The organism is Streptomyces sp. NPDC005483 (assembly GCF_040606035.1).
Taxonomy (GTDB): domain Bacteria; phylum Actinomycetota; class Actinomycetes; order Streptomycetales; family Streptomycetaceae; genus Streptomyces.
Window position 1 is genome coordinate 162,701 of the sequence record NZ_JBEXEA010000004.1, and the last position, 24,743, is coordinate 187,443.

Consider the following 24,743-nt stretch of genomic DNA (forward strand, 5'->3'; position numbering starts at 1 on the left):
GGAACTTTAGGACACGGACCTGACCTTGCGGTAAGCGATCTCCGCCAGCCGCGCCTGTCCGTTCACACTCGGATGGAACCAGTCCCAGTGGCTGAGCTGGTCCGTGCCGAACCGGTAGTCGTACACCGCACCGCCGTCGTACCGGCACCGCCCGACCTTGGCGCACACCTCCTTCAGCACGGTGTTGTAGCCCTCCACCCGCTCCTGCACGGTGTCCCGCCGCTCGGCCGCCGCCGCGTCCAGGGCGTCCGCGTCGGCCAGCATCGAGGGGCACACGCCCAGCTTCCACACCTGTTTGCCCAGCGGATTGGTGCGGCCCTCGGACCACAGCCGCTTGAGGTTCGGCACGCTCGCCACGTACACCTGCGCCTTGGGCGCCGTCTTCCGCAGCACGTCGAGCGCGTCCTCGAAGCCGGCGCGGAAGTCGGACACCGACGTCATCGCCGCCGTGGAGTCGCGGCACGCGTCGTTGGCGCCCACCATCACCGTCACCAGCCCGGGCCTGTGCCCCGCCGCCTGCGCCATCTGCCCGGGCAGGTCGGCCATCCGCGCCCCGGACACCGCGTAGTTCCAGCTGCGCCCGGCCGCCTTCGCCTTACCCAGCAGCCGTACGGCCAGCGAGTCGACCTGCGTACTGCTCCCGGTGGACCAGGACACGTCGGGGCAGTCCTTCAGGATGCCGCACGCGTCGAAGCCGCGGGTGATGGAGTCCCCGACGGCCGCTACCGACCCCGGGCTGCTGTCCCACGCCGGGGTGGGCTTCGGCGACGGCTTGGCCTTCTGGGTCGGTCCCGCCGAGTCGCCGCCCACGGCGTCACAGCCGGCGACGCCCACAAGAGCCGCCGTCAGAACGGCGACTACGGCCCGCGAGCGGTGGCCCTGCTTCCGCATCCGTGGTGTTCCCCTCGTGAAATGGTGGTCCTCTCATCACAACGCACGGGAGTTCCCGGCGGCCGCGAGGGAACGATCGACACCCGTACTAGCGTCCTGCCGGGTGAATGGCGGGCGTTTCGGGGCATCGGGACGGACGGTACGTCACACTCCTTGCGCCGCCGCACGGTAGCCTCGCCATCAACGTGGCTGCCTGCCATCGCCGCCATGCCAGCCAGCAAGACTTGTCCCGCTCTGCCCGGAGGTCCCGGTGACGACACGTGGAGTTCTGTACGTGCACTCCGCGCCGCGCGCGCTGTGCCCGCACGTCGAGTGGGCCGTCGCCGGGGTGCTCGGCACGCGCGTCAACCTCGACTGGATCCGGCAGCCGGCCGCGCCGGGCACCTGGCGCTCGGAGTTCTCCTGGAAGGGCGAGGCCGGCACGGCGTCCAAGCTCGCGTCGGCCCTCAGAGGCTGGCACCTGCTGCGCTTCGAGGTCACGGCCGAGCCCTGCCCCACCGCGGAGGGCGAGCGCTACAGCTGCACGCCGGAGCTCGGCATCTTCCACGCCGTCACCGGCATCCACGGCGACATCCTGATCCCCGAGGACCGCCTGCGGGCCGCGCTGACGCGCTCGCAGCGAGGGGAGACCGACCTGGAGGCAGAGCTCGCGAAGCTCCTCGGCAAGCCCTGGGACGACGAGTTGGAGCCGTTCCGGTACGCCGGCGAGGGCGCCCCGGTCCGCTGGCTGCACCAGGTCGTCTGAGTCCTCCGTACACGTGAAGGGCCCCCACCGAGCGGTGGGGGCCCTTCAGTTGCGTAGGGACGATTCTCAGACCGTACGGAACGCCAGTACGACATTGTGGCCGCCGAACCCGAACGAGTCGTTCAGCGCGGCGATACGGCCCTCCACGGGCAGCTTGCGCGCCTCGCCGCGGACGACGTCGGCGTTGGCCTCCGCCTCCGGGTCGAGGTTCTCGACGTTGATGGTCGGCGGAGCCACCCGGTGGTAGAGGGCGAGGACGGTCGCGACCGTCTCCACGCCGCCCGCGCCACCGAGCAGGTGACCGGTCATCGACTTGGTGGCGGACACGGCCATGTGGTCGGCGTCGTCCCCGAACACCTTGCGCAGCGCCTTGAGCTCGGCGATGTCACCGGCCGGAGTCGACGTCGCGTGCGCGTTGACGTGCACGATCTCCGCCGGGTTCAGGTCGGTGTTGTCGAGCAGGTGCTGCAGGGCGGCCGAGATGCCCCGTCCTTCCGGCTCGGGCTGCACGATGTCGTGGCTGTCGGCGGAGATGCCCTGACCGACCGCCTCGGCGTAGACACGCGCCCCGCGCCTGGCCGCGTGCTCCGCGGACTCCAGGACGACCACACCCGCGCCCTCACCGAGGACGAAGCCGTCACGGGCCACGTCGTAGGGACGCGAGGCACCCTGCGGGTCGTCGTTGTTCTTGGACATCGCCATCATGTTGCCGAACGCGGCGATGGGCAGCGGGTGGATCGCCGCCTCCGTGCCACCCGCGACGACGACGTCGGCGCGGCCGGTGCGAATCATCTCTATGGCGTAGCCGATGGCCTCGGCGCCCGAGGCGCACGCGGAGACCGGCGTGTGCACGCCCGCACGGGCGCCCACGAGCAGGCCCACGTTGGCCGAGGGGCCGTTCGGCATCAGCATGGGAACGGTGTGCGGGGAGACGCGGCGGACGCCCTTCTCCTTCAGCACGTCGTACTGGTCGAGGAGGGTCGTCACACCGCCGATGCCGGAGGCGATGACGGCCCCGAGGCGGTCCGGGTCGACCTTCTGGTCCTCACCGGCCTTGCCTTCGAAGCCCGCGTCGGCCCACGCCTCCTTGGCGGCGACCAGCGCGAACTGCGCCGAACGGTCGAGGCGCCGGGCCTGCGGCCGCGGAATGACCTCGGTCGGCTCCACGGCGACGGGCGCCGCGATACGGACCGCCTGGTCGGCGGCCCACTCCTGCTCCAGGGGCTTGACACCGGACTTGCCGGCGACCAGACCCTCCCAGGTAGAGGCTGCGTCGCCACCCAGCGGTGTGGTTGCGCCGATACCGGTGACGACCACGGTGCGATTGGTCGGGCTCACGGGAAATCTTTCTCCAACGTTACGAGGATTAAGCGGCGCCACCGCCGGGTGGCGGGGCCGGGCATGTCCGGCCTGGAGGGCTCCGGAGGGAGCCCGGGAGACTCAGGCCTGGTGCTTGAGGATGTAGTCGGTGGCGTCGCCGACCGTCTTGAGGTTCTTGACGTCGTCGTCCGGGATCTTGACGTCGAAGCGCTCTTCGGCGGCGACGACGACCTCGACCATGGACAGCGAGTCGACGTCCAGGTCGTCGGTGAAGGACTTGTCCAGCTGGACGTCCTCAACCGGGATGCCGGCGATCTCGTTCACGATGTCGGCGAGACCGGCGACGATCTCTTCCTGAGTGGCGGCCATTGGGCGCTCCTTCGTTTTCTTGTTCAGAGGGTTGGCAGTGCTTCCCGTCCCGGACCGGTTGATCCGGCACGGAGTGCCTAGGGGAGGGTAACGACAGTGGCGGCGTAGACGAGACCCGCCCCGAATCCGATGACGAGCGCGGTGTCGCCGCTCTTCGCCTCGCCGGTCGCCAGAAGCCGCTCCATCGCGAGCGGGATCGAGGCGGCCGAGGTGTTGCCGGTGGTGCGTACGTCACGCGCGACCGTGACGTGCTCCGGCAGTTTGAGCGTCTTCACCATCGAGTCGATGATCCGCTCGTTGGCCTGGTGGGGAATGAAGACGTCCAGGTCGTCCGGGTTGATCCCGGCCGCGTCCAGCGCCTGCTGGGCGACCTTCGCCATCTCGAACACGGCCCAGCGGAAGACCGCCTGGCCCTCCTGCGTGATCGCAGGGAACTTGCCCGTGGAGTCGTACTCGGTCCACGCCACGGTCTGCTTGATCGTCTCGGACTTGTCGCCCTCGGAGCCCCAGACCGTGGGGCCGATGCCCGGCTCCTGGGAGGGGCCCACGACGACCGCGCCCGCGCCGTCGCCGAACAGGAAGGCCGTGGCCCGGTCCTCGAGGTCGGTGAGGTCCGAGAGCCGCTCCACGCCGATGACAAGTACGTACTCTGCCGAGCCCTCGACGATCATGCCCTTGGCGAGGGTCAGGCCGTAGCCGAAGCCCGCGCAGCCCGCCGAGATGTCGAAGGCGGCGGCCTTGTTCGTGCCCAGCTTGTCGGCGATCTCCGTCGCCACCGCCGGGGTCTGCTTGAAGTGCGAGACGGTCGAGACGATCACGCCGCCGATCTGCTCGGCGGAGATCCCGGCGTCGGCGATCGCCTTGCCGGACGCCTCGATCGACATCGCGGCGACGGTCTCCTCGGCGTTCGCCCAGTGCCGGGTCTGGATGCCGGAGCGCGAGCGGATCCACTCGTCGGACGAGTCGATCGTCTCGAGGATCACCTCGTTCGGCACGACCCGGGTCGGGCGGTAGCCGCCGACACCGAGGATGCGCGCGTACGGGGCGCCCTTGCTGGGCTTGATCTTCGACATTGCTCTGGTGCTCCTTTTCAGGCGCTGTGCTCAGCGATGAGCTCGCGAGCGGCGTCGAGGTCGTCGGGGGTCTTCAGGGCCAGCGTCGTGACGCCGGGCAGCGCGCGCTTGGCGAGGCCGACCAGCGTGCCGCCGGGGGAGACCTCGATGAACGCGGTGGCGCCGAGCTCCTTGAAGGTCTCCATGCACAGGTCCCAGCGGACCGGGTTGGCGACCTGCCCGACCAGCCGCTCCAGCACCTCGGCGCCGGTGGCGACGGCCTGGCCGTCCTTGTTGGAGACGTACGTGACCGTCGGGTCGGCCGGCGTCAGATCGGCGGCGGCCTTGGCCAGCGCGTCGACCGCGGGGGCCATGTGGTGCGTGTGGAAGGCGCCGGCGACCTTCAGCGGGACGACCTTGCGGACGCCCTCGGGCTTGTCCTCGTTCAGGACGGCGAGCTGCTTCAGCGTGCCCGCGGCGACGATCTGCCCGGCGCCGTTGACGTTCGCCGGGGTCAGGCCCAGCTTCTCCAGGTGCGCGACGGAGACCTCGGGGTCGCCGCCGAGCAGCGCCGACATGCCGGTCTCGGTGATCGCGGCGGCGTCGGCCATGGCCAGACCCCGCTTGCGTACAAGGGTGAGGGCGGCGGTGTCGTCGAGGACGCCGGCGAAGGAGGCGGCGGTGATCTCACCGACGGAGTGGCCCGCGACGGCGCCCGGCGTGACGGCACCGAGTGCCGAGGCCGACAGGATCCCGGCCGCGACCAGCAGCGGCTGGGCGACGGAGGTGTCGCGGATGGCGTCCGCGTCGGCCTGTGTGCCGTAGTGGGCGAGGTCCAGTCCGATGGCGTCGGACCACGCGGCGACGCGGTCCGCGGCACCGGGGAGTTCGAGCCAGGGGGTCAGGAAGCCGGGCGTCTGGGCGCCCTGGCCGGGAGCGACGAGTACGAGCACTCTCACACTCTCTCTTGAGGGCGGCCCAAGCCGCCCGTGGGGACAGGGACGAAGAACAGGAGGGGGTTTTGTGGGCCCCCGACAAAAGCCTAGGGCTGGAGATCCCCGTCGGCCAGACGCCCCAGGATGAGCGCGATCCGCAAGGTGAACGCCGAACGTACATCGGAGGGCGACCAGCCGGTGACGTCAGTCACACGTCGAAGCCGGTAGCGCACGGTGTTGGGATGCACGAAGAGCATCCGGGCCGCACCCTCCAGACTGGACGCCTGTTCGAGGTAGACGGAGAGCGTCTCCAGGAGCGCGGAACCGGCCACCTCCAGTGGTCTGTAGATCTCCTCCACCAACTGCTCGCGCGCACTGGGGTCACCGGCCATCGCGCGCTCCGGAAGCAGGTCGTCCGCCAGTACCGGGCGCGGGGCGTCCTGCCAGGCGGAACACGCCTTGAGCCCGGCGGCGGCGGCCTGCGCGGACCGCGTGGCGGCCAGCAGATCGGGTACGACGGGCCCGGCGACCACGGGTCCGGCCGCGTAGGGCCCGATCAGCGACTTGGCCACGGCGAGGGGGTTGTCGCTGCCGCCCGCGATCACGACGAGCCGGGCCCCGAGGACCCCGGTCAGCACCTGGAGCTTGGCGTGCCGGGCGGCCCGCCGGATGGCCTCGACGGTCAGCTCGGAGTCACCCTCGGGAGCGGGACCGAGGACGACGCACACATGCTCGGGAGAGTTCCAGCCCAGCGCGGCGGCCCGGCTCACGGCCCCCTCGTCGGCCTCACCGCTCAGCACGGCGTTCACGACCAGCGACTCGAGGCGGGCATCCCAGGCGCCGCGTGCCTCGGCGGCCTGGGCGTAGACCTGGGCGGTGGCGAAGGCGATCTCGCGGGCGTACACGAGCAGGGCCTCACGCAGCACGGACTCGTCACCGGGGGCGGCGACCTCGTCGATCGCGCTCTCCATGACCTCGATGGTGGTGCGCACCATCTCCACGGTCTGCCGCAGTGTGATGGCCCGGGTCAGCTCACGGGGAGCGGTGCCGAACACGTCGGTGGAGATGGCCTGGGGGGCGTCCGGACGCCGGAACCACTCGGTGAAGGCCGCGATACCGGCCTGGGCGACCAGCCCGATCCAGGAACGGTTCTCCGGGGGCATGGCCCGGTACCACGGCAGCGTCTCGTCCATGCGCGTGATGGCCTGCTGCGCGAGCGACCCGGACGACTTCTCCAGCCGCTTCAGGGTCGCGGCGTGGGCGTGGGCGCCGGGCGCGGAGGGGTCGGACTTGCGGTGTTCGGGTTCGGGCACGGGGACAAGACTGCCTTATCCGGACGTCAGTGCGCGCCGCCGGGGCTGTGCTTGATGGTTCGGTCGCTCCGGGGGCGCCTCAGTCGGTGTCGAGAGGCGGATCGTGCTCGACCCTTCGGGCCTCCGCGCTCCCCCACTTTCGGCTTCCCTCGAGCGGGAGGGGCCCCCATGCCCTCTCGACACCGATGCGCCCCCTGCGCTCCCTCACGGCCGGTGTCCGGGGTGCAGGCCGAGTCGGTGGGCCGTTGCCGCTCGTCGGTGGCCTACGCCGTCGGACACGTGGCCGCGCGGCTACCGTGGTCCCGTGACGGACGTACGGCGCGCAGCGGAGCGCTACCCAGGCGGGGATCCCGGCGCCGGGATCGAGTCGTGGCACGCCTTCTCGTTCGGGCCGCACTACGACCCCGGCAACCTCCGGTTCGGCGCGCTGATCGCCTGCAACGAGGAACGGCTCGTGCCCGGGGCCGGGTTCGACGAGCACCCGCACAGCCACACCGAGATCGTCACGTGGGTGGTCGAGGGGCAACTGACCCACCGCGACTCCACGGGGCACGAGACGGTCGTACGGGCCGGAGACGTCCAGCGGCTGAGCGCCGCCGCGGGCGTCCGGCACGTCGAGCGCAACGACGCCGAGACCCCGCTGACCTTCGTGCAGACCTGGCTGGCGCCGCTCGAGCCCGGCGGTGAGCCGTCGTACGAGATCGTCCGCGGGATCGCCGACTCGACGCCCTACGCGATCCCGGAGGCCGCCGCGATGCTCCACGTGCGGCGGCTGGGCGCGGGGGAGCGGACGGCGGTGCCGGACGGGCGCTACCTGTACGTCCACGTCGTGCGGGGCGAAGTACGGCTGGACGGCGAGGAGTTGGGGGCCGGTGACGCGGCCCGGGTCACCGACGCCGAGGAACTGGACGTGGTGGCGGTGACCCCGGCCGAGCTGCTGGTGTGGGAGATGTCCTAGAGCTCGGCCAGCACCGCGTCGGTGAACGCCGGCCACGCCTCGATCGCCCACGGTCCGAACGCGCGGTCCGTCAGCGCCACACAGGACGCCCCCGCGGCCGGGTCGACCCACAGGAACGTGCCGGACTGGCCGAAGTGCCCGAAGGTGCGCGGCGAGGACGAAGAGCCCGTCCAGTGGGGGGACTTGCCGTCGCGGATCTCGAAGCCGAGGCCCCAGTCGTTGGGGTTCTGGTGGCCGTAGCCGGGCAGCACGCCCTTCGTGCCCGGGTACTGGACCGTCATGGCCTCCGCGACCGTCCGCGGGTCCAGCAGCCGCGGTGCCTGCACCTCCGCCGCGAACCGCAGCAGGTCCTCGACCGTCGACACCCCGTCCTTCGCGGGGGAGCCCTCCAGGGACGTCGACGTCATGCCCAGCGGCTCCAGCACCGCCTGCCGCAGATACTCCGCGAACGGAATGTCCGTCGCCTTGGCGACATGGTCACCGAGCTGCTCGAACCCCGCGTTCGAGTACAGCCGCCGCTCCCCGGGAGCGGCCGTCACCCGGTGTTCGTCGAAGGCCAGCCCCGAGGTGTGCGCGAGCAGGTGCCGCACCGTCGATCCGCTCGGCCCGGCCGGCTCGTCGAACTCGACGGCCCCCTCCTCGTACGCGACGAGGACGGCATACGCGGCGAGCGGCTTGGTGACCGAGGCCAGCGGGAAGCGGTGAGCGGTCGGCCCGTGGGTGCCGAGGACCGTGCCGTCGGCGCGCACCACCCCCGCCGCAGCGGTGGGAACCGGCCAGTTCTCGATCGACGCGAGGCTCTGCAAGGACATGCCGTCGAGAGTAAGCGGCTCACAGCTTCAGAATCATCGTGGGGTCCGGCTTGGGGACGAAACCGAGGGAGACGTAGAGCGGCTCGGCCTCCGGGGAGGCGGTCAGCATGACCTGCCCGGCACCCCGCTCGCGGAACCACGCCAGCAGTTCGTCCATGCACGCGCGCGCGTACCCGCGCCGACGCGCGTCCGGGTCGGTGGCGACGCTGAAGACGTACCCGGCGAGCCCGTGCGGATTGCCCGCCTTCCCGATCCGGTAGTCGACCGTCCCGACGACCAGCGCGGCCAGCGCCCCCGGCCGGTCCGGATGGTCGACGACGAAGGCCGCGAAGTCCCCGTCGGCCTCGCCCAGCCTCCCTCGCAGCGACGGCAGTGCCTCCGTGTGCCACCCTGTGGAGACGTCCCCGCCGGGCAGTGCGTCGATCATCACCTGGCGCAGACGCAGCACTTCTTCGGCGTCCTCGGTCGTGGCACGGCGTACGAGACTCATGAGCCGCACGCTAGCGACCGCTCCGGTGGCGCGTCCCGCGGATTTCTTACCGGTTCCGCTTGCTTCGAGTGCACTCCAAGGCCATAGCGTTGGGGTCATGACGGTGATGGAGACCACGGGTACCAGGACCGACAGCTGCGCCGCCCCGCCGCACCCCCACCGGCGCCCGGCAGGCCAGGACAGCTACACGATCAGCGAGGTCGTCGCCTTCACCGGCCTGACCGCGCACACCCTGCGCTGGTACGAGCGCATCGGCCTGATGCCGCACATCGACCGCTCGCACACCGGCCAGCGCCGCTACAGCAACCGCGACCTGGACTGGCTCGACTTCGTCGGCAAGCTGCGGCTCACCGGCATGCCGGTCGCCGACATGGTCCGGTACGCGGAACTGGTGCGGGAGGGCGACCACACGTTCACCGACCGGTTCGAGCTCCTGGAGTCGACCCGCCGGGACGTCCTGTCCCGGATCGCGGAGCTCCAGGACACGCTCGCCGTGCTCGACCGGAAGATCAGCTTCTACGCCGGAGCCGGTCGCACCTACGAAACGGAGAAGGCAGGATGACGGACAGCACGATCCCGACCGCACGGCTCGGCGACACAGGCCCCGAGGTCGGCGTCCAGGGACTCGGCTGCATGGGCATGAGCTTCGCGTACGGCCCCCCGGACGCGAAGGAGTCCCGGGCCACCCTGGAGCGGGCCCTGGAGCTCGGCATCACGCTCTACGACACGGCGGACGCCTACGGCAACGGGGAGAACGAGAAGTTCCTGTCCCCGTTCTTCAAGGCGCACCGCGACGAGGTCGTGATAGCCACCAAGTTCGCCTTGTTCATCCCGCCGGACGACCCGACCCGGCGGGTCATCCGCAACGAACCGCCGTACATCCGCCAGGCAGTCGAGGCGAGCCTGAGGCGCCTGGACGTCGACGCGATCGACCTCTACTACATGCACCGGCGCGATGTGAACGTGCCGATCGAGGACTCCGTCGGCACCATGGCCGAGCTGGTGCGCGAAGGCAAGGTCAAGCACCTGGGCCTGAGCGAGGTCACCTCGGCGGAGCTGCGAGCCGCACAGGCCGTGCACCCGATCGCCGCCGTCCAGTCGGAGTGGTCCCTGTTCAGCCGGGACATCGAGGCCCAGGTGGTCCCGGCCGCCCGCGAACTGGGCGTGGCCCTCGTCCCGTACTCCCCGCTCGGCCGCGGCTTCCTCACCGGCTCCTTCACCAATGCCGACAAGGACCTCACCGCCGACGACTTCCGCCGCCAGCAGCCCCGCTTCACGGGCGACAACGCGGCGGCGAACGCGGCCCTGCTGGAGCCGATCCGCACGGTCGCCGAGGCCCACGGAGTCTCCCTGGGCCAGGTCGCCCTGGCCTGGGTCCAGCAGCAGACGACGGTCCACGACCTCCCGGTGATCCCGATCCCCGGCACCCGCAAGCCGACCCGGGTGGCGGAGAACGCGGCGGCGACGGCCATCGAGCTCACCAAGGAGGAACTGGAGCTGCTGGAACCGATAGCGGCGAAGGTGGCGGGCGACCGGTACGCGGACATGCGGTTCTCGTCGGCAGGGCGTGAGTGAACCCACCCAGGGGCGCGGGGAACTGCGCGACAAGCCCCCACCGGCCCGCACCCGGCGACGAACCTCAGAGCTCCGCCAACAACTCCGCCTTCTTCACGGAGAACTCCTCATCAGTGACCAGCCCGGCCTGATGCAACTCCCCTAGATGGCGAATCCGTTCGGCAATATCCGCAGGGTCCCGGCGCGGCACACCCGCTGCCGGGACCGCTGCCGTAGCCCCCCGCCCCCGCACAGCCGCAAGCACCGCCGCCGCGAACGGCAACGACTCGTGCACCGGCCCGTACCCCAGCCCGAACACCACAGCCGCCGGATCCTGGTCCGCCTGTACCGGCCCAGGCTCCCCGCGCAGCAACCGCAGGTGCCCCTCGAAGACCTCCGGTGACCGCCACTCGACACCCGTCAGCTCGGACACCGGGAAGCTCTGGTCGCCGGCCTTCCACTTCGCCGACGACGCTCCCGTCCAGAACCAGCGAAAACGCACGGTACGGCCGTCGAAGGACGCCTTCCCGTCGTACGCCTTGAACTGCAACGGCACCTCGGGCGCGGGCACCAGGAAACGTTCGGCCGGCTCGTCGTCCTCTTTCAGGAGCGTACGCAACTCGTCCGCGTAGTACTCGGCGAGCGTCTCCTTGTCGGCCGGCAGCACCAGCCGGTACGGATCGCACCCTTCTTTCAGCTGCCCCGCCGCCGCCTCCATGAGCGGATCCGCCCCCGGCCGCGGCTCGGCGTGCAGCACCACCGTGCCCCGCTTCCCTGGAGTCAGCGTCACCCCGGAGATCGCCTCCAGGGGGATCCGTCGTTCCCCCAGCGCCTGGAAGAGCTTCGGTGTGCGAATCCCCCGTTCGTAGCGGATGAGCACGGAGTCGGACTCGAACTCCCAGGCGGCATGAAATCCGGCCAGTACGTCACCCATGCGGGTCATCGTATTCGGCACGAGCTCCTTCGTCCCTCCTCGCGCAGACCGCAGTTCCTGCGGTCTCTACGCGCGTCCGGCCGTGGCCGTGCCGGACAAACCGGCGCGGCAGGCTTCGTCCTCGTGGGCGCAGTGCACCGAGCGGTACGCGCCAATGCCGATCTCGGCGAAGTTGAGCAGACTCTCCGTTCCGGGCTCGAAGTAACCGGCATGACCGTCCGCGCCCCGCGCGGACAGCACCCGCGCGCCGAACGCGGAGGACACCGGGTCGGCGCCGTGGCCCAGCCCGCCGACCTCCAGGTACGGCACGTCCTGGATCCAGTCGTCGGCGTCCCGCATCGCCCACACGCGCGCGGTGGTGCGCAGGTGGGAGGCGTTGGCGACCCGCATCCCGGGGCTGCCGGCCACCGCGATGTCGGCCACCCGGCCGGGCAGCGTGTGCGCGGCCACCCCGCACACCACGGAGCCGTAGCTGTGGCAGAACAGGGAGACGGGCGCGGTGCCGGGCAGCGCGCGCACCAGCGCGTTCAGCCGGACGGCGCCGTCCTCGGCGCGCATCGCGGTGGCCGAGTCGATGCCGAGTCCGGCGGGCGCCGTGTAGTCGGCCCAGGCGATCACCGCCGTCCGCGTGGACGGGCTCGCCTCACGCTCGGCCCCGTAGAGGGCCTGGGCCATGCCGACCGGCGCGGAGAAACTGCGGTTGGTGCGCTGGAAGGTGAGCAGGTCGGTGTCGACGCCGGGCACGACGACGGAGATCCGCTCCGCCGTGCGGAGATCACCGAAGACCTCGGCGACCCGGCCGGAGCCGTCGGGGTCGAAGGCGAGGATGTGGCGTTCCGGGGCCGTCAGCGACTCGAAGCGGTGCATACGGCGGCCCGCCTCCTGCTGACCGGCCGGCGTGAGCCGGGGGTCGTGCATGCGTTTTCGCTCGGCACCGCGGGCCTGGAGCAGCGCGAGGCGGTTGGCCTGGTAGCGCAGTCCGACGGGGGCGCCGTTCATGTTGCCGACCGCGAGCGGATAGCTCTGGGCGAGACGGACCCGCTCCTGGGAGGTGAGCGAGGCGAAGAAGCGCGTGAGCTGGGCGGGGGCGGTCTCCGGATCCGGCAGCCGGTGTCCCTGGAGGTGGCCATGCCCCCAGGACTCGAGCGAGGCCTGGAGCTGGGTGGCCTCCCTCTGGTTGCGCAGAGCGGTCCAGCCGGTGGTCGCCAGCATCACGAACACCACGGCCAGCGCGAGCAGTGCGCGCCAGACGTTGAGTTGCGGGGAGGTGTCGAAGGAAGTCACTGAAAGGACACACTAGGAGAACGGGACGGTCTCGGGTTAATCGAGTGACAGGGATCACGTTTTGAGGTAGGGGACCCACTTGCCGGTCAACGCCGGACCCAGCAGTTCGAGGTGGGAGACCGTCAACGCGCGCATCGCCTCCAGGCTGAACTCCCCGTCGGTCGACCACTGCCGTTCCGTCACCCGCATCACGCCGCTGAAGACGGCCACCAGCAGCCTGGGGCGCGGGTCGGTGGCCGCGTCGAGGCCCTCGCGTTCGGCGAGCACGCGTGTGAGCACCTCCTCGGCCTCCGCCGAGCGCCGCAGATGCGCGGCGAGCAGCACGGGCGTCGACTCGATCACCCGGTACAGAGCCAGGAACCGCTCCACCGGTACGACCGACTCCACGACCTCGTGCAGCGTGTCCCAGCCCTCCAGTACGGCCTGGCGCAGCGCCTCCAGCGGGGGTTCGTGCGGCGGACGCGCGCGTACGCCGTCGACGAAGCGCGTCACCGTCATCTCGTCGAGCGCGAGCGCGGCGTCCTCCTTGCCGGCGAAGTAGCGGAAGAAGGTGCGCTGCGAGACCCCGACAGCGTCGGCGATGTCGTCGACGGTCGTCTGCTCGTAGCCCCGGGTGGTGAAGAGCTCGATGGCCACCCGCAGCAGTGCCTCCCGGGTGCGCTGCTTCTTGCGTTCTCGCAGTGTTTCCATTGGTGTCAGTTACCGACTTGTGAATTGGTTTGTCAATTGTCAGTGGCTGTCACTAGCCTCGAACACATGACTAGTCAGACCACCATCGATACGACGGGGCCGGGGGACAGGGCGTCACAGTCCCCGTCGGATCAGCCGTCCTCCTCCGGGCTGCGCGGGCACCCGTGGCTCACCCTGCTGACCGTGGCGGTGGGGGTCATGATGGTGGCCCTCGACGGCACCATCGTGGCCATCGCCAACCCGGCCATCCAGGCCGACCTCAAGGCGAGCTTCGCGGACGTCCAGTGGATCACCAACGGCTACTTCCTCGCGCTGGCGGTCGCCCTGATCACCGCGGGCAAGCTCGGTGACCGCTTCGGCCACCGCCAGACCTTCCTGATCGGTGTCGTCGGCTTCGCCGCCGCCTCGGGTGCGATCGGACTGTCCAGCAGCATCGCCGCGGTCGTCACCTTCCGCGTGCTGCAGGGCCTGTTCGGCGCCCTGCTGATGCCGGCCGCGCTCGGTCTGCTGCGGGCCACCTTCCCGGCCGAGAAGCTCAACATGGCCATCGGTATCTGGGGCATGGTCATCGGCGCCTCCACCGCCGGCGGCCCGATCCTCGGCGGTGTCCTCGTCGAGCACGTCAACTGGCAGTCGGTGTTCTTCATCAACGTGCCGGTGGGTGTCCTCGCCCTCGTCCTCGGGGTGCTGATCCTGCTCGACCACCGCGCCGAGAACGCCCCGCGCTCCTTCGACCTCCTGGGCATAGCCCTGCTGTCGGGCGCCATGTTCTGCCTGGTGTGGGCGCTCATCAAGGCCCCGACCTGGGGCTGGGGCGACGGACTGACCTGGACCTTCATCGTCGTCTCCGTCGTGGGCTTCGCGCTGTTCGCGCTCTGGGAGACGAAGGTCAAGGAGCCGCTGATCCCGCTCGGGCTGTTCCGTTCGGTGGCGCTGTCGGCGGGTGTGGTCCTCATGGTGCTCATGGCGATCGCGTTCATGGGCGGCCTGTTCTTCGTGACGTTCTACCTCCAGAACGTGCACGGCATGAGCCCGATCGACGCGGGTCTGCACCTGCTCCCGCTGACCGGGATGATGATCGTCGGCTCCCCGCTCGCGGGTGCGCTGATCACCAAGCTCGGCCCGCGGATCCCGCTGGCCGGCGGCATGGCGGCCACCGCGATCGCCATGTACGGCATGTCCACGCTGGAGACGGACACCGGCAGCGCCCTGATGTCCCTCTGGTTCGCGCTGCTCGGCCTCGGCCTCGCGCCCGTGATGGTCGGCGCCACGGAGGTCATCGTGGGCAACGCGCCCATGGAGCTCTCCGGTGTGGCCGGCGGTCTCCAGCAGGCCGCGATGCAGATCGGCGGCAGCCTCGGTACGGCCGTCCTCGGTGCCGTGATGGCCTCCAAGGTGGACGGCGATCTCCCGGGCAACTGGAAGGCCGCGGGTCTGCCCCCGCTCACGCCGGCGCAGCTGGACCAGGCGTCGGAGGCGGTCCAGGTGGGCGTGGCCCCGGTGGCCAAGGGGACCCCGGCGGAGATCGCGGCGAAGATCACCGACGTCGCCCACGACACGTTCATCTCGGGGATGAGCCTCGCGTCCCTCGTCGCTGCCGGAGTCGCCGCGTTCGCGATCCTGGTCGCGCTGTTCACCAAGCGCGGGGTGAACGCGGAGGCGGGCGCGGGCGTGGGCCACATCTGACGGGACTTCAGTGTTCTTCCCCTATCAGGGTGAAGAGGCTAAAGATTTCTCGCACCCGGTACGCGCCGCAGGTCACAGTAAGTCAAGTCCTCCGCACGGCACGCTCGTACGCCGCGGAGGGCGGACGGCGCTGCGGCGCGCTGCCGGAGGGGGGCGGCGCGCCGCAAGGCCGGAGGATTAACCGCGCGGACCGGGGTACTCGCATCGTTGAACCCGAGACGAACCCAACCAACCTAGGGTGTCAGGGAGTTGATGATGGCGGGCTTCGGACACGGAACGCGCAGGTACCCCCGATCACGTGGCCGGACGTGGTCACGGACCGGGCCGGATCGCGCGACGCTCGGAATCATCGGAGTCATCTGCGCGATCGCGGGCTTCTTCGTACTGGGCATCATCCTGGGCCCCGTCGCGATCGTCTGCGGCTGGCTCGCCATGGGCCGCACCTGGTCGGGCGGCAACCGTGCCTGGCCTGCTCTGGTCGCCTTCGTACTGGGCGCCATCGACACGCTCCTGGCGATCATCTGGCTCGTCGGAGCGGCCACCCCGGGCAGCGGGTTGTTCTGACCCGGGGCGCGTGAGGGAAGGGCCCCCGGTGGGACGACCGGGGGCCCGCCCGCGTCTTGGGGGACCGGGGTCTGTGGTGTCCGGCGCGGGATCACGGCGTCGGCAGGGCCTGGACCTCTTGCGTCAGTGACCGGTCCCTGCGGCAACGTTGGGCAGCGGGTGAGGGACCGTCTCCCGGTGGGACGGTCCGCTGCGAATCGGGGGCCGGAGTCTGTGATGTCCAGCGCGGGGTCGCGCCGTCGGCCGGACCGGGACCCCCCGCCTCAGCGCTCGGTTCGCTGCGGTCACCGCCGACGGGTCGACCGGGGGTCCGCCCGACCTGGTCCGGATCCGGGGCTTCCGTGTCGGTGCTCGGATCGGTGTGGCCGCCTTGGACTGCGGGTGAGGCATGGCCCCTCGGTGGGTCGACCGGGGGTCCGCCCGACCTCGGCCGGATCCGGGGCTTCCGTGTCGGTGCTTGGATCGGTGTGGCCGCCTTGGACTGCGGGTGAGGCATGGCCCCTCGGTGGGTCGACCGGGGGTCCGCCCGACCTGGTCCGGACCCGGGGCTTCCGCGTCAGTGCTCGGATCGGTGGGACCACCCCGGGCAGCGGGTGAGGGACCGTCTCCCCCGGGTGGGGCGAGCAGGCGCCGTCCGCCTCGTGGGCGGGCCCGGGGCCTCCGTCGTCTGTCGGTGGGATCGGGGCCGTGGGAGTCGGCTGGGACCGAGCTCGTCGCCGCCGGAGTTCGACGTCACCCCCCGACGGACGTCTTCCGCAGGGCCGCGACCTCCGCTCGCAGAGCCCGGACCTCCTCCGTCAGGACGCGGATCGCCTCCGTCTGCTCGCGTTCCTCCACGTCGTCCTTCTCGAAGCGCTCGATGAACCAGGCGGCGATGTTCGCGGTCACCACACCCAGCAGGGCGATCCCGGACAGCATCAGCCCGACCGCGATCATGCGGCCCAGGCCGGTGGTGGGGGCGTGGTCGCCGTAGCCCACGGTCGTCATGGTCGTGAAGGACCACCACACCGCGTCACCCAGTGTGCGGATGTTCCCGTTCGGCGAGTCCCGTTCCACCGAGAGCACGGCCAGCGAGCCGAACATCAGCAGCCCGACGACCGCCCCGCCGACGTACGTCGTCACCCTGATCTGCGAGGCCATCCGCGCACGCCGCCCCACCAGCAGCAGCGTGGAGACGAGCCGCAGCAACCGCAGGGGCTGTATGAGCGGCAGCACCACCGCGCACAGGTCCATCCAGTGCTGCCGTACGAACGCACGGCGGTCCCGCGAGAGCGACAACCGCATGAGGTAGTCGACGGCGAAGACCCCCCACACCACCCACTCGGCCACCGTGCACACCGTCGTCAGCGACCGTCCCACCGAGGCGTCCACGATCGGCACGGCGTAGGCGACCGCGAACAGCACCGCGAGCGCCAGAAGAGGACGCTGGGTGTGCTGTTCCCAACGGGCCTGCGCCGACTGTTCCGTCATACCCGCATCGTAAAGAAAAGGTGAAGGGTGGTGGGCCGTCAGGCCTCACCACCCTTCAGGGGCGCGGGGAACTGCGCGAACAACCCCCACCGCCCCGCGGCCACACGACTAGGCGTCCCCTCCCGCCGCACCGGGGTCAGCAGCCGAGACATCCAGCAACTGGTACCGGTCGATCGCCTGCTTCAGCACCGACCGGTCCACCTTGCCCTCCCGCGCCAGCTCCGTCAGCACGCCCACCACGATCGACTGCGCGTCGATGTGGAAGAACCGCCGCGCCGCACCCCGGGTGTCCGCGAAGCCGAACCCGTCCGCGCCCAGCGACTGGTACGTGCCCGGCACCCACCGCGCGATCTGGTCGGGAACCGCCCGCATCCAGTCGGACACGGCCACGAACGGACCCTGCGCCCCGGCCAGCTTCCGCGTCACGTACGGCACCCGCTGCTCCTCCTCCGGATGCAGCAGGTTGTACTCCTCGCAGGCCACGGCCTCGCGCCGCAGTTCGTTCCAGGAGGTCGCCGACCAGACGTCCGCCTTGACGTTCCACTCCTCGGCGAGGATCTTCTGCGCCTCGACCGCCCACGGCACGGCGACACCCGACGCCATGATCTGCGCCGGGATCGACCCCGAGGTGCCCTCGGAGAAGCGGTAGACGCCCTTGAGGATGCCCTCGACGTCGACGTTCTCGGGCTCGGCCGGGTGCCGGATGGGCTCGTTGTAGACGGTGAGGTAGTAGAAGACGTCCTCCCCCACCTTGCCGTCGGCGGTCGGCCCGTACATCCGGCGCAGACCGTCCCGCACGATGTGCGCGATCTCGAACCCGAACGCCGGGTCGTACGCCACACAGCCCGGGTTGGTCGAGGCGAGCAGCTGCGAGTGGCCGTCCGCGTGCTGGAGACCCTCACCGGTCAGCGTCGTACGGCCCGCGGTCGCGCCCAGCACGAAACCGCGCGCCAGCTGGTCCGACATCTGCCAGAACTGGTCTCCGGTGCGCTGGAAACCGAACATCGAGTAGAAGACGTAGACCGGGATCAGCGGCTCGCCGTGCGTGGCGTACGCCGAACCCGCCGCGATCAGCGAGGCCGTGCAGCCCGCCTCGGAGATGCCGTCGTGCAGCATCTGACCCGTCGGGGACTCCTTGTACGCGAGCAGCAGCTCCCGGTCGACCGACTCGTACTGCTGACCGAGCGGGTTGTAGATCTTCGCACTCGGGAAGAACGAGTCCATGCCGAAGGTGCGGTACTCGTCCGGCGCGATCAGCACGAACCGCTTGCCGAGCTCCTTGTCCCGCATGAGGTCCTTGAGCAGTCGGACGAAGGCCATGGTGGTGGCGATCGACTGCTGACCCGAACCCTTCTTCACGGACGCGTACGTTTTGTCGTCCGGCAGCGCGAGCGGCTTGGCGCGCACGACACGCGTCGGGACGTAACCGCCGAGACCCAGCCGGCGGTCGTGCATGTACTGGATCTCCTCCGAGTCCCGGCCCGGGTGGTAGTAGGGCGGCGCGCCCGACTCCAGCTCCCTGTCGGAGATCGGCAGGTGCAGCCGGTCGCGGAAGCCCTTGAGGTCGTCGACCGTCAGCTTCTTCATCTGGTGCGTGGCGTTGCGGCCCTCGAAGTTCGGGCCCAGCGTCCAGCCCTTGACGGTCTTGGCGAGGATGACCGTCGGCTGGCCGGTGTGCTCGACGGCCGCCTTGAACGCCGCGTAGATCTTCTTGTGGTCGTGACCGCCGCGGCCCAGGTGCAGGATCTGGTCGTCGGTCATGCCCTCGACCATCGCGCGCAGCCGCTGGTCGTCGCCGAAGAAGTGGTCGCGGATGTAGGCGCCGGACTCGGTGGCGTAGGTCTGGAACTGGCCGTCCGGGGTGGTGTTCATCCGGTTGACGAGGATGCCGTCGCGGTCCTGCGCGAGCAGCGGGTCCCAGGTCCGGTCCCAGATCAGCTTGATCACGTTCCAGCCGGCGCCCCGGAAGACCGACTCCAGCTCCTGGATGACCTTGCCGTTGCCGCGCACCGGGCCGTCGAGGCGCTGCAGGTTGCAGTTGACGACGAAGGTCAGGTTGTCGAGGCCCTCGCGCGCGGCAATGGTCAGCTGGCCGAGCGACTCGGGCTCGTCCATCTCGCCGTCGCCGAGGAACGCCCACACGTGGGACTTGCTCGTGTCGGCGATCCCGCGCGCGTGCATGTAGCGGTTCATCCGCGCCTGGTAGATCGCGCCGATCGGGCCGAGGCCCATCGACACGGTCGGGAACTCCCAGAAGTCCGGCATCAGGCGCGGGTGCGGGTACGAGGACAGCCCGTGCGGCGCCTTCGACTTCTCCTGGCGGAACGCGTCGAGCTGCGCCTCGCTGAGGCGGTCGAGCAGGAAGGCGCGCGCGTAGATGCCGGGGGAGGCGTGGCCCTGGAAGAAGACCTGGTCGCCGCCGTCGCCCTCGTCCTTGCCGCGGAAGAAGTGGTTGAAGCCGACGTCGTAGAGGGACGCGGAGGACGCGAAGGTGGCGATGTGGCCGCCGACGCCGATCCCGGGACGCTGGGCGCGCGAGACCATCACGGCCGCGTTCCACCGGGTGGCGTTCAGGATCTTCCGCTCGATCTCCTCGTTGCCCGGGAAGAACGGCTCCGCCCTGGTGGGGATCGTGTTGACGTAGTCCGTGCTGCGCATCTCGGGCACGGCCACGCGCTTCTCGCGGGCCCGCTCGATGAGCCGCAGCATCAGATAGCGGGCCCGCTCCCGGCCGCGCTCGTCCACGGCGGCGTCGAGGGAGTCGAGCCACTCCTGGGTTTCCTCGGGGTCGAAGTCAGGAACCTGACTCGGAAGGCCGCCAATGATGATCGGGTTGCGATCGGATCCGGAAGCCACGCTGTTCCTTACCTGTCAGAGGGCCGTATTCCTGTATGTCTGCACCGCTCCCCATCGTGTACCTCGGGGGGCCAAACGTCATCTCTACTCCGGGGTAACCCGAGGCTGGTACCCGGGTATGGTTCCCAAACACGCAAAGAGGGCAGAAAGGTGTGGCATGTGTCACGACGTGACCGCGAGGATGTGCCTGGGGTTGGGGGGACACGTCCGGAACGTCACCGTTTCGGCGGTCCGAAACGCCGGGTACTTGCGCGATCCGTCCCGCCCGTGTGGACTACGGCCAACGCTTCGCGCACGCGCGAAGCCTGAGACATACCCAAAGACAAGATCAGGAGGCAACCCGTGAGCGCGACCGCGGACCACGCGGAGACGAGCCCTGCCGTGAGGCTGGGGTTCCAGCCCGAGCAGGTGGTCCAGGAGATCGGCTACGACGACGACGTAGACCAGGAACTCCGCGAGGCCATCGAGCAAGTCATCGGCAGCGACCTTGTGGACGAGGATTACGACGACGTCGCCGATGCCGTGGTGCTCTGGTTCCGTGACGAGGACGGCGACCTGACCGATGTGCTGGTGGACGCCACCACGTACATCGAGGAGGGCGGCTCGATCCTGTTGCTGACGCCGAAGACCGGCCGGGACGGCTACGTGGAGCCGAGTGACATCTCCGAAGCCGCGACGACGGCAGGCCTGTCCGCCTCCAAGAGCGTCAGCGTGGGCAAGGACTGGAGTGGCAGCCGGCTGGTGACGCCCAAGGCGGCCAAGTCCAAGAGGTAGCCCTGTACCACCGGACGGGCCGGCGCGACCGGCCCGTCCGCTTTCCCGTGGTGATCGCTGCGTAGGGTGGTCGTGTCACTCGAACAGCCCCCGAAGGGACATCCGCGCGATGGCGATCCAGGCCGGCGAAAAAGCCCCCGACTTCGAGCTCAAGGACAACCACGGCCGGGCCGTGAAGCTGTCCGACTTCCGTGGCAGCAAGAACGTCGTGCTGCTCTTCTACCCCTTCGCCTTCACCGGCGTCTGCACCGGTGAGCTGTGCGAGCTGCGTGACAACCTCCCCACCTTCGTGGACCGCGACACCCAGCTGCTCGCCGTCTCCAACGACTCCATCCACACCCTGCGCGTCTTCGCCGAGCAGGAAGGTCTGGAGTACCCGCTGCTCAGCGACTTCTGGCCGCACGGCGAGGTCTCCCGCGCCTACGGCGTCTTCGCCGAGGACAAGGGCTGCGCGGTGCGCGGCACCTTCGTCATCGACAAGGAGGGCGTGGTCCGCTGGACCGTCGTCAACGCCCTGCCGGACGCCCGCGACCTGAACGAGTACGTGAAGGCGCTCGACACCCTGTGATTGTTCGCCTCCAGGGACTGCGTGTGCCGGGAACCCGTCACTAGGATCGAATCGTTGATCCGGCAGCATCAGAAACAGCGAACCTATGGAGGACTCGTGGGAGTCAGCCTCAGCAAGGGCGGCAACGTATCGCTGACCAAGGAGGCCCCGGGCCTGACCGCGGTCATCGTCGGTCTGGGGTGGGACGTCCGCACCACGACCGGTACCGACTTCGACCTGGACGCCAGCGCGCTGCTGCTGAACGCGGCCGGCAAGGTCGCCAGCGACGCGAACTTCGTCTTCTTCAACAACCTCAAGAGCGCGGACGGCTCGGTCGAGCACACCGGCGACAACATCACCGGTGAGGGCGAGGGCGACGACGAGCAGATCAAGGTCAACCTCGCCGCCGTCCCCGCCGACGTCGACAAGATCGTCTTTCCGGTCTCGATCTACGACGCCGAGAACCGCCAGCAGTCCTTCGGCCAGGTGCGCAACGCGTTCATCCGCGTCGTGAACCAGGCCGGCGAGGCGGAGATCGCCCGCTACGACCTCTCCGAGGACGCGTCCACCGAGACGGCCATGGTCTTCGGTGAGCTCTACCGCAACGGCGCCGAGTGGAAGTTCCGCGCCATCGGCCAGGGCTACGCCTCGGGCCTGCGCGGCATCGCCCAGGACTTCGGCGTCAACGTCTAGGACCCGCTCCACCGGGCAGGCCCTCGGACCCGCTCGAACGGCTCTTCGTCCGGCGCCGCACCGTTTGCGTGCGGCGCCGGACGCGCAGGTACAGCACAGCAGCACACTCTCGGGGAGGGAACAGCACATGGGCGTCACGCTCGCCAAGGGAGGGAACGTCTCCCTGTCTAAGGCCGCACCCAACCTCACCCAGGTGATGGTCGGACTCGGCTGGGACGCGCGCTCCACCACCGGAGCCGACTTCGACCTCGACGCCAGCGCCCTGATGTGCAGCAGCGGGCGGGTCCTGGGTGACGAGTACTTCATCTTCTACAACCAGCTCAAGAGCCCCGACGGCTCGGTCGAGCACACCGGCGACAACCTCACCGGTGAGGGCGAGGGCGACGACGAGTCGATCCTGGTCGACCTCTCCAAGGTGCCGGACACCTGCGACAAGATCGTCTTCCCGGTGTCGATCCATGACGCCGACAACCGCGGCCAGACCTTCGGCCAGGTCAGCAATGCCTTCATCCGTGTGGTCAACCAGGCCGACGGCCAGGAACTGGCCCGCTACGACCTCTCCGAGGACGCCTCCACCGAGACCGCGATGATCTTCGGCGAGCTCTACCGCCACCAGGGCGAGTGGAAGTTCAGGGCGGTGGGGCAGGGGTACGCGTCGGGCCTCAGGGGCATCGCCCTCGACTTCGGAGTCAACGTCTCATAACGCGATATGAGCAAAAGCCGGGGCCCGGTAGGGCTTCGTGGGTGCCCGACTACACTTCGCTTCAAAGTTTCGTAAAGCCGAGTGCGGCACGGGGGTCCCCCGTACACGTACGGATTGGGTAGCCAGTGGTTCTCAAAACCTTCGGCTGGTCGTTCGCGGTCACCGCGCTCGGCCTGGTCGCTGCGGTGCTCTACGGGGGGTGGGAGGGCTTCGGGATCGTGGCGATCCTCTCCATCCTCGAGATCTCCCTGTCGTTCGACAACGCGGTGGTCAACGCCGGAATCCTGAAGAAGATGAATGCCTTCTGGCAGAAGATCTTCCTCACGGTCGGCGTACTGATCGCCGTGTTCGGCATGCGGCTGGTCTTCCCCGTCGTCATCGTCGCCATCAGCGCGAAGATGGGGCCCATCGAGGCGGTCGACCTCGCCCTCAACAACAAGGACCACTACCAGGAGCTGGTCACCGACGCGCACCCGGCGATCGCCGCGTTCGGCGGCATGTTCCTGTTGATGATCTTCCTGGACTTCATCTTCGAGGACCGGGACATCCAGTGGCTGCGCTGGATCGAGCGGCCGCTGGCCAAGCTCGGCAAGGTCGACATGCTGTCGGTCTGCATCGCGCTGGTCGTCCTGCTGATCACCGCCTTCACCTTCGCGACCCACGCCCACCAGCACGGCGGCGCGCACGTCGACAAGGCACAGACCGTCCTGATCTCCGGCATCGCGGGCCTGATCACCTACATGGTGGTCGGCGGCCTCTCCGGCTACTTCGAGGACAAGCTCGAAGAGGACGAGGAACGCGAGCACGAGGAGGAGGAGCAGGCCGAGCGCCAGGGCAAGCCCAAGTCGGCGGTCCTGATGGCCGGCCAGGCCGCGTTCTTCATGTTCCTGTACCTGGAGGTCCTGGACGCCTCCTTCTCCTTCGACGGCGTGATCGGCGCGTTCGCCATCACCAACGACATCGTCCTGATGGCGCTGGGCCTGGGCATCGGCGCGATGTACGTCCGGTCGCTGACCGTGTACCTGGTCCGCCAGGGCACCCTCGACGACTACGTCTACCTGGAGCACGGCGCGCACTACGCGATCGGCGCCCTCGCGGTGATCCTCATGGTGACCATCCAGTACGAGATCCACGAGATCATCACCGGTCTCGTCGGCGTGATCCTGATCGGCTGGTCCTTCTGGTCCTCCGTGCGGCGCAACAAGGCGCTCGCGGCCGCAGAGGGAAAAGCCGCGGGCTCGGACGAGAAGACTGAGGTCTCGTCCGGGGTGTGACACCCTTCCTGGTGAGGAACGCTCTGAGCGGGGCGGCCGGTCTCCGGCCGCCCCGCCGGTTTCTCCAAAGTGAACATGGGGGCGGGAATGGGCTTCTTGGACGGACTCCGGGGCGGCCGCGAGGTCGACTTCGACTCGGGCAGCGCGGCCAGCAACGCGATCGAACTGACCAAGCGGCACAACCGGGTCTCGCTCACCAAACAGGGCGCGGCGACCGGCAACCTCCGTATCAACCTGACCTGGCGGATGCGGACCTCCGACATCGGGGGCTCACAGCGGGAGTCGCTGCTGCGGCACCCCTTCAAGGCGCTCAAGCCGCCGGAGGTCCTCGGGCACAGCCAGAGCATGGTCAACGTCGACCTCGACCTGGGATGCCTGTACGAGCTGGCCGACGGCACGAAGGGGGTCGTCCAGCCCCTCGGCGGGCTGCTGGGCGACGTCAACGCGCCGCCGTACGTGAAGCTCAGCGGGGACGACCGGTTCGGCTCGGCGTCCGGCGAGACGATGTACGTCAACCTCGACCACCGGGACCAGATCAAGCGGTTGCTGGTCTTCGTGTACATCTACGACCAGACACCGGCGTTCGACCGTACGCACGCGATCGTGACGCTGTACCCGAGCAACGGGCCGCGCATCGAGATAGGCCTCGACGAGCGGCACCCGCAGGCCCGCTCGTGCGCGGTGGTGATGATCGAGAACGTCAAGGGCGAGCTCGTCGTACGGCGTGAGGTGCAGTTCGTGTACGGCTTCCAGGGGGAGCTGGACCGGTTGTACGGGTGGGGGCTGCAGTGGGGGCGGGGCTACAAGGCGAAGGCGGACCGGTGAGCTC

The 24,743-nt window shown here is 69.7% G+C and carries 25 protein-coding genes; 12 read left to right on the forward strand and 13 right to left on the reverse strand.

Features of this window, described 5'->3' with window-relative positions:
• Window positions 1-6 precede the first annotated feature (6 nt).
• Window positions 7-891 carry an SGNH/GDSL hydrolase family protein gene (locus ABZT06_RS09710; RefSeq protein ID WP_355737468.1) on the reverse strand — a complete coding sequence of 295 codons (885 nt, stop codon included), beginning with the start codon at window positions 889-891 and terminating at the stop codon, window positions 7-9.
• Window positions 892-1,141: 250 nt separating this feature from the next.
• Here ABZT06_RS09710 and ABZT06_RS09715 point away from each other — a divergent pair, with 250 nt between their 5' ends.
• Entirely contained in the window at window positions 1,142-1,636 is a 495-nt protein-coding gene (locus ABZT06_RS09715) for a DUF3145 domain-containing protein (protein WP_037721013.1), read from the forward strand.
• A 66-nt stretch (window positions 1,637-1,702) separates the two neighbouring features.
• Here the strand turns inward: ABZT06_RS09715 and fabF are convergent, their stop codons facing one another.
• From fabF to ABZT06_RS09740, 5 genes are all read right to left on the reverse strand, one after another.
• A complete protein-coding gene (fabF, locus tag ABZT06_RS09720; RefSeq protein WP_355737472.1) occupies window positions 1,703-2,974 on the reverse strand; it encodes a beta-ketoacyl-ACP synthase II in 1,272 nt (423 codons plus the stop codon).
• Between the two features lie 102 nt (window positions 2,975-3,076).
• Window positions 3,077-3,325 (reverse strand): acyl carrier protein, encoded by a 249-nt coding sequence (locus ABZT06_RS09725; protein ID WP_007381745.1) that lies wholly within the window; start codon window positions 3,323-3,325, stop codon window positions 3,077-3,079.
• Window positions 3,326-3,402: 77 nt separating this feature from the next.
• Window positions 3,403-4,398 carry a ketoacyl-ACP synthase III gene (locus ABZT06_RS09730; protein WP_355737477.1) on the reverse strand — a complete coding sequence of 332 codons (996 nt, stop codon included), beginning with the start codon at window positions 4,396-4,398 and terminating at the stop codon, window positions 3,403-3,405.
• Between the two features lie 17 nt (window positions 4,399-4,415).
• Window positions 4,416-5,330 (reverse strand): ACP S-malonyltransferase, encoded by a 915-nt coding sequence (locus ABZT06_RS09735; protein WP_355737480.1) that lies wholly within the window; start codon window positions 5,328-5,330, stop codon window positions 4,416-4,418.
• Window positions 5,331-5,419: 89 nt separating this feature from the next.
• Entirely contained in the window at window positions 5,420-6,625 is a 1,206-nt protein-coding gene (locus ABZT06_RS09740) for a helix-turn-helix domain-containing protein (RefSeq protein ID WP_355737483.1), read from the reverse strand.
• Window positions 6,626-6,929: 304 nt separating this feature from the next.
• On the opposite strand from ABZT06_RS09740, the gene ABZT06_RS09745 reads away from it, so the two are divergent.
• Window positions 6,930-7,583 (forward strand): pirin family protein, encoded by a 654-nt coding sequence (locus tag ABZT06_RS09745; RefSeq protein ID WP_355737486.1) that lies wholly within the window; start codon window positions 6,930-6,932, stop codon window positions 7,581-7,583.
• Here ABZT06_RS09745 and ABZT06_RS09750 read toward each other — a convergent pair.
• Together ABZT06_RS09750 and ABZT06_RS09755 are read right to left on the reverse strand one after the other, a co-directional pair.
• Window positions 7,580-8,395, reverse strand: a complete 816-nt coding sequence (locus ABZT06_RS09750) for a serine hydrolase domain-containing protein (protein ID WP_355737489.1) — start codon at window positions 8,393-8,395, stop codon at window positions 7,580-7,582. The genes ABZT06_RS09745 and ABZT06_RS09750 overlap by 4 nt on opposite strands.
• 19 nt (window positions 8,396-8,414) lie before the next feature.
• Window positions 8,415-8,885, reverse strand: coding sequence for an N-acetyltransferase (locus ABZT06_RS09755; protein ID WP_355737492.1), 471 nt, complete (start codon window positions 8,883-8,885; stop codon window positions 8,415-8,417).
• A 97-nt stretch (window positions 8,886-8,982) separates the two neighbouring features.
• Here ABZT06_RS09755 and ABZT06_RS09760 point away from each other — a divergent pair, with 97 nt between their 5' ends.
• Together ABZT06_RS09760 and ABZT06_RS09765 are read left to right on the forward strand one after the other, a co-directional pair.
• Window positions 8,983-9,447 carry a MerR family transcriptional regulator gene (locus ABZT06_RS09760; RefSeq protein ID WP_355737495.1) on the forward strand — a complete coding sequence of 155 codons (465 nt, stop codon included), beginning with the start codon at window positions 8,983-8,985 and terminating at the stop codon, window positions 9,445-9,447.
• On the forward strand, window positions 9,444-10,460 hold the full coding sequence (locus ABZT06_RS09765; RefSeq protein ID WP_355737498.1) for an aldo/keto reductase: 1,017 nt from the start codon (window positions 9,444-9,446) through the stop codon (window positions 10,458-10,460). Before ABZT06_RS09760 ends, ABZT06_RS09765 begins: the two co-directional genes overlap by 4 nt.
• A gap of 64 nt (window positions 10,461-10,524) precedes the next feature.
• Here the strand turns inward: ABZT06_RS09765 and ABZT06_RS09770 are convergent, their stop codons facing one another.
• From ABZT06_RS09770 to ABZT06_RS09780, 3 genes are read right to left on the reverse strand one after another with little or no spacing between them, the layout of a single operon-like run.
• Window positions 10,525-11,382, reverse strand: coding sequence for a DUF4429 domain-containing protein (locus ABZT06_RS09770; protein WP_355738268.1), 858 nt, complete (start codon window positions 11,380-11,382; stop codon window positions 10,525-10,527).
• Window positions 11,383-11,439: 57 nt separating this feature from the next.
• Complete coding sequence (locus ABZT06_RS09775; protein WP_355737501.1) at window positions 11,440-12,657, reverse strand: alpha/beta hydrolase; 1,218 nt, start codon at window positions 12,655-12,657, stop codon at window positions 11,440-11,442.
• A gap of 54 nt (window positions 12,658-12,711) precedes the next feature.
• The gene (locus ABZT06_RS09780; RefSeq protein WP_355737503.1) at window positions 12,712-13,347 is read right to left on the reverse strand and encodes a TetR family transcriptional regulator; all 636 of its coding nucleotides are present in this window, start codon (window positions 13,345-13,347) and stop codon (window positions 12,712-12,714) included.
• Between the two features lie 66 nt (window positions 13,348-13,413).
• Here ABZT06_RS09780 and ABZT06_RS09785 point away from each other — a divergent pair, with 66 nt between their 5' ends.
• Together ABZT06_RS09785 and ABZT06_RS09790 are read left to right on the forward strand one after the other, a co-directional pair.
• Window positions 13,414-15,033, forward strand: a complete 1,620-nt coding sequence (locus ABZT06_RS09785) for an MFS transporter (protein ID WP_355737505.1) — start codon at window positions 13,414-13,416, stop codon at window positions 15,031-15,033.
• A 252-nt stretch (window positions 15,034-15,285) separates the two neighbouring features.
• Window positions 15,286-15,597 carry a hypothetical protein gene (locus ABZT06_RS09790; protein ID WP_057615275.1) on the forward strand — a complete coding sequence of 104 codons (312 nt, stop codon included), beginning with the start codon at window positions 15,286-15,288 and terminating at the stop codon, window positions 15,595-15,597.
• Window positions 15,598-16,329: 732 nt separating this feature from the next.
• On the opposite strand, the gene ABZT06_RS09795 is transcribed toward ABZT06_RS09790, so the two are convergent.
• Together ABZT06_RS09795 and aceE are read right to left on the reverse strand one after the other, a co-directional pair.
• Complete coding sequence (locus ABZT06_RS09795; protein WP_355737509.1) at window positions 16,330-17,067, reverse strand: potassium channel family protein; 738 nt, start codon at window positions 17,065-17,067, stop codon at window positions 16,330-16,332.
• 108 nt (window positions 17,068-17,175) lie between these two features.
• Window positions 17,176-19,923, reverse strand: coding sequence for a pyruvate dehydrogenase (acetyl-transferring), homodimeric type (aceE, locus tag ABZT06_RS09800; protein WP_355737512.1), 2,748 nt, complete (start codon window positions 19,921-19,923; stop codon window positions 17,176-17,178).
• Between the two features lie 342 nt (window positions 19,924-20,265).
• Between aceE and ABZT06_RS09805 the strand changes: the two genes are divergently transcribed.
• The 6 genes from ABZT06_RS09805 to ABZT06_RS09830 all read left to right on the forward strand — a co-directional run bounded on the left by ABZT06_RS09805 (window position 20,266) and on the right by ABZT06_RS09830 (window position 24,739).
• Window positions 20,266-20,697, forward strand: coding sequence for a DUF3052 domain-containing protein (locus tag ABZT06_RS09805; RefSeq protein WP_030931848.1), 432 nt, complete (start codon window positions 20,266-20,268; stop codon window positions 20,695-20,697).
• Between the two features lie 109 nt (window positions 20,698-20,806).
• Window positions 20,807-21,265 carry a peroxiredoxin gene (locus tag ABZT06_RS09810; protein WP_355737516.1) on the forward strand — a complete coding sequence of 153 codons (459 nt, stop codon included), beginning with the start codon at window positions 20,807-20,809 and terminating at the stop codon, window positions 21,263-21,265.
• Window positions 21,266-21,361: 96 nt separating this feature from the next.
• The gene (locus ABZT06_RS09815) at window positions 21,362-21,937 is read left to right on the forward strand and encodes a calcium homeostasis/redox stress adaptation protein (RefSeq protein ID WP_007381726.1); all 576 of its coding nucleotides are present in this window, start codon (window positions 21,362-21,364) and stop codon (window positions 21,935-21,937) included.
• 127 nt (window positions 21,938-22,064) lie between these two features.
• Window positions 22,065-22,640, forward strand: a complete 576-nt coding sequence (locus ABZT06_RS09820; protein WP_355737520.1) for a TerD family protein — start codon at window positions 22,065-22,067, stop codon at window positions 22,638-22,640.
• A gap of 125 nt (window positions 22,641-22,765) precedes the next feature.
• Window positions 22,766-23,914 (forward strand): DUF475 domain-containing protein, encoded by a 1,149-nt coding sequence (locus ABZT06_RS09825; RefSeq protein WP_355737523.1) that lies wholly within the window; start codon window positions 22,766-22,768, stop codon window positions 23,912-23,914.
• Between the two features lie 87 nt (window positions 23,915-24,001).
• Complete coding sequence (locus ABZT06_RS09830; protein WP_280851750.1) at window positions 24,002-24,739, forward strand: Tellurium resistance; 738 nt, start codon at window positions 24,002-24,004, stop codon at window positions 24,737-24,739.
• The last annotated feature ends 4 nt before the right edge of the window (window positions 24,740-24,743 follow it).

Bases quoted from the DNA above. Each gene is read 5' to 3' on its own strand.
- ABZT06_RS09765 (WP_355737498.1), top strand. From the start codon at position 9,444: ATGACGGACAGCACGATCCCGACCGCACGGCTCGGCGACACAGGCCCC.
- ABZT06_RS09795 (WP_355737509.1), bottom strand. From the start codon at position 17,067: ATGACGGAACAGTCGGCGCAGGCCCGTTGGGAACAGCACACCCAGCGT.
- ABZT06_RS09760 (WP_355737495.1), top strand. From the start codon at position 8,983: ATGACGGTGATGGAGACCACGGGTACCAGGACCGACAGCTGCGCCGCC.
- ABZT06_RS09770 (WP_355738268.1), bottom strand. From the start codon at position 11,382: ATGACCCGCATGGGTGACGTACTGGCCGGATTTCATGCCGCCTGGGAG.
- ABZT06_RS09830 (WP_280851750.1), top strand. From the start codon at position 24,002: ATGGGCTTCTTGGACGGACTCCGGGGCGGCCGCGAGGTCGACTTCGAC.
- ABZT06_RS09790 (WP_057615275.1), top strand. From the start codon at position 15,286: ATGATGGCGGGCTTCGGACACGGAACGCGCAGGTACCCCCGATCACGT.
- ABZT06_RS09785 (WP_355737505.1), top strand. From the start codon at position 13,414: ATGACTAGTCAGACCACCATCGATACGACGGGGCCGGGGGACAGGGCG.
- ABZT06_RS09730 (WP_355737477.1), bottom strand. From the start codon at position 4,398: ATGTCGAAGATCAAGCCCAGCAAGGGCGCCCCGTACGCGCGCATCCTC.
- ABZT06_RS09755 (WP_355737492.1), bottom strand. From the start codon at position 8,885: ATGAGTCTCGTACGCCGTGCCACGACCGAGGACGCCGAAGAAGTGCTG.
- ABZT06_RS09820 (WP_355737520.1), top strand. From the start codon at position 22,065: ATGGGCGTCACGCTCGCCAAGGGAGGGAACGTCTCCCTGTCTAAGGCC.
- ABZT06_RS09725 (WP_007381745.1), bottom strand. From the start codon at position 3,325: ATGGCCGCCACTCAGGAAGAGATCGTCGCCGGTCTCGCCGACATCGTG.
- ABZT06_RS09780 (WP_355737503.1), bottom strand. From the start codon at position 13,347: ATGGAAACACTGCGAGAACGCAAGAAGCAGCGCACCCGGGAGGCACTG.
- ABZT06_RS09750 (WP_355737489.1), bottom strand. From the start codon at position 8,395: ATGTCCTTGCAGAGCCTCGCGTCGATCGAGAACTGGCCGGTTCCCACC.
- ABZT06_RS09810 (WP_355737516.1), top strand. From the start codon at position 20,807: ATGGCGATCCAGGCCGGCGAAAAAGCCCCCGACTTCGAGCTCAAGGAC.
- ABZT06_RS09710 (WP_355737468.1), bottom strand. From the start codon at position 891: ATGCGGAAGCAGGGCCACCGCTCGCGGGCCGTAGTCGCCGTTCTGACG.